Origin of the sequence: Enterococcus hailinensis (assembly GCF_045862035.1) — a bacterium.
Classification (GTDB): Bacteria; Bacillota; Bacilli; order Lactobacillales; family Enterococcaceae; genus Enterococcus_A; species Enterococcus_A hailinensis.
The window spans coordinates 1-3281 of record NZ_BAAFRV010000044.1; the positions used below are offsets into that span (position 1 = coordinate 1).

General features: G+C 33.5%; 2 protein-coding genes and 1 pseudogene. All 3 read right to left on the reverse strand.

The window, feature by feature from the left end; genetic code table 11:
- Positions 1-127 precede the first annotated feature (127 nt).
- Positions 128-1138 (reverse strand): annotated as a pseudogene (locus ACKTSC_RS13280) (glycosyltransferase family 2 protein); the annotation flags it as partial.
- Entirely contained in the window at positions 1113-2219 is a 1107-nt protein-coding gene (locus tag ACKTSC_RS13285) for a glycosyltransferase (RefSeq protein WP_407857819.1), read from the reverse strand. The pseudogene ACKTSC_RS13280 and the gene ACKTSC_RS13285, both read right to left, overlap by 26 nt.
- 14 nt (positions 2220-2233) lie before the next feature.
- Positions 2234-3139 (reverse strand): GGDEF domain-containing protein, encoded by a 906-nt coding sequence (locus ACKTSC_RS13290; RefSeq protein WP_407857820.1) that lies wholly within the window; start codon positions 3137-3139, stop codon positions 2234-2236.
- Positions 3140-3281 lie beyond the last annotated feature (142 nt).

A 3281-nucleotide genomic window follows, 5' to 3' on the forward strand; every position in this document is an offset into this window, starting at 1 on the left:
AAGTTCATCCGTTGTAAGATGGGTATAGGTCATTTGTACTCACTCCTTATAATTCTTTGGTCAGAACTATTTTGAGTGTAGCACAAATGGCTTTTTTAGTTGTCTAGCTTAATTTTACAATCGGCGTTGTTAAATCTTTATTAGTGAGTAATTGGAGGTTTTTTACACTTTGGACTACTCCTCGACCCCAACGTACACGCTGTTTGATTACACTAGGAATATCCGTAGGTGTTAACCCACTAGCCATTGGCTCAGTAGTCGAAATACTCGTATAGCCTTTACTATTGATCAAGATACCCAATTCAAAATCTTCTGTGATCGTAGCAGTCGGAAAACCTCCTGCATCGACAATCGCCTGCCTTAAAATTACTGTATTTGATCCCGTATAGATTGCAGCTTCTTGAGCATTATTTAAAACATTTACTTCTCTTGAAAAGAAATCTTGTTCGTTTGGAACTGTGTTTTCAGAAAATAGATTGTACTGAAAAAGATCCGCATTGTAAAAGCTTTGAGGCGTCTGAACTAAGCCTAAAGGTTTTATCTCTTCGTCATCTTGCCGATCTAATTGATTTTGAACATAATATGGAACAGTTTCTAGTAAAAAATTAGAGTAAGGAATCATATCCGCATCGAACGTCGCTACTAGCGGAGAACTACTTTTGGCTAGTGCGTTATTTAAATTTCCCGATTTTGCATGCTGATTATTCTCTAATCCAATATAGCCAATCGAAAATTTAGCCGCCAAATCTTTAACTTCTACCCGATTTGAATCGTCACAAAGATAAATATGTACCAGCTTTTTATCAGGATACTCCATCCGCGTAGCAGCATTTACAGTTTTTAAAAGTAAATCCACTGTTTCATTATGAGTAGCGATAAATACATCCACAGCTGGAAATAACCTTTCTTCAACTTCTGGCTTTTCAATTTTCTTAGCCTTTTTTTTATTCCAGATAAGAATTACAGCCGTAAAGTATGAAATGATCTCACTGATCCATAAAGCTATTCCAAAAACCACTGCAAATAACGATTCCCCCCATGGAAGTGTAAACATTCCACGCCAAGCTAAATAAATTACGGCGGTGATGAATGCAATAATATATATTAAAGGCTTAGATTTTTTTAATCGAATGACCATATTTTTTCCTCCCAAAAATGAAGTGTTTTTGTATTTGATAGCTAAATAAAAACAAACAGCTATCAACAATCACTTTGATCATTACTGAATAATCCCCAAAATTGATCATAGATAACAAATACACAAGGATACTGGAAACACCAATTTGAGCTAATACTAGACTAAAATATTTGAATAGACTAAAATCTGGGTTGTTTTTAAATACTAAGTTTCGATTTACCAAATAATTGAAGGCTGCTGAAATAATCCGAGCAGAAATTCCGGCTATAGCCACTGTCGATAAGGTAAAATCGGTAAATGATGCTATCACTAAACCATACATTGAGATATCCAACGCAAAGGATGCTAATGAAGCAATTACATATCTTAAAAATTGCCTTCTTTCAGAGTCAAATACCTGCTTAATAAAAACAGAATAGACGGAAATTGAATCGGAAACAGCTCTAAAGTGAGAGGTCTCGTTATCATTGATATAAATTGTTGTGATTGGTTCACAAATAATCGGCCAAGAATGTTTTTTTGTTTCAATCAGCATGCGTAATTCATATTCAAATCGATTCCCTTCCACCAAAAGAAGTTGATCCATATATTGGCGTGGAATCACTCTTAAACCAGTTTGTGTATCACTAATATCAATCCCAGTAGAAAGTTTTAATATCTTACGAGTGAGTAGATTTCCGAATAAACTTCTAAAAGGGACTTCTCCCTCAAAGGTTCGCGTGCCTAAAACTAAACTTGTATTTTCTTCTTGTGCTCGATAAATACATTTTGTGATATCTGAAAACTTATGCTGACCATCTGAATCAACTGTCACCATAAATTCGATATGCGGCATATAGGTCAAAATATGTTGCATCGCTGTTTTTAAAGCTGCACCTTTACCATAATTTTCTGGATGTTCTAGAACTAAACAAGAAAATTTTTTCTTTACCGTCTCAAATATGTGCTGATATTGAGACGGACTCCCATCATTTATAATGAGTATTTCCGCTGAAATTTTCGTTTTTAAATCAGCTAATAAATCTAAGAGTTTTTTATCTGGATCTAGACTAGGTATAACGATCACTATATTGTTCATCATAGTTCTCCTTCCAATTAGATCAAATTTTTTCTTCTAGAATTAAAAACGATAGTTTGGTTCCTACCGTTACGTTTCGCTTGATATAATGCTCGATCTGCATTATCCAACGCATAAAGCAAGTCAAAATCACAGGATGAACTCGTTTCGATACCCGAAGAAAAAGTCATCATGCCAGTTCGATAGTTTGGTAAATCAAATGCATGATTTTTTACAGTCTCACGTATTTCATCCATTATTTCTTTGACCCCTTCTATATCATTTGAATAAAAAATCAAACAAAATTCCTCTCCACCAAACCGATAAAAAGTAAAAGGTATTGTTGTTTTTTCTTCCAACAATTGTTTGGTAAAACATGAAAACTCCTTCAATAATGCGTTTCCCGCAATATGCCCAAGCGTGTCATTGATATTTTTAAAATGATCTAAATCAATCATTACAACAGAAACATTCTCATTTCGCGCATTTAGCCTTATCAAATCATTATTGAACGACGCATAATTAAGTAGTCCCGTCAATTCATCGAATTTTGCTTTTTCTTCTCTTTCAATTTCACGCCTCTCTAGAAGACGATTTTTCTTATATAAAAACATTGAGAAAAGATAAATTATCGTACTCCCAATTATGATCATTAAATAGAACTCTAAACTAAGTGACTCCTCTCTAATTACATAATTACTTAATAAAACTGAAAGAATAATTGTTGGATAATAAATCAAAGCAAAAATATAGGGTTTTGTAAAAATATTCAAATAACTCAGAAATTTGACTAACAACGCTATACAAGTACCGAATAGTGGAATCATCCAAATGTTTGGCAATTCAATAGCTGCATTAGCGTTGTAATATAGAACTTCAACAAACGATGATATGATAATCAAAAATGGACCTGTTTTTTTAATGAATGTAGCACTAGCAATCATGGATAAACTATATAGATTGGATTTGAGTCAATATCTTGGACATATTTTAGTAGAGACTGCTAAGACATTTTCTCTGTTTCTAAATCTTCAAACTCCTGTGGAGTTAAGTAATGAATCGAACTATGGATTCGATTACGATTAT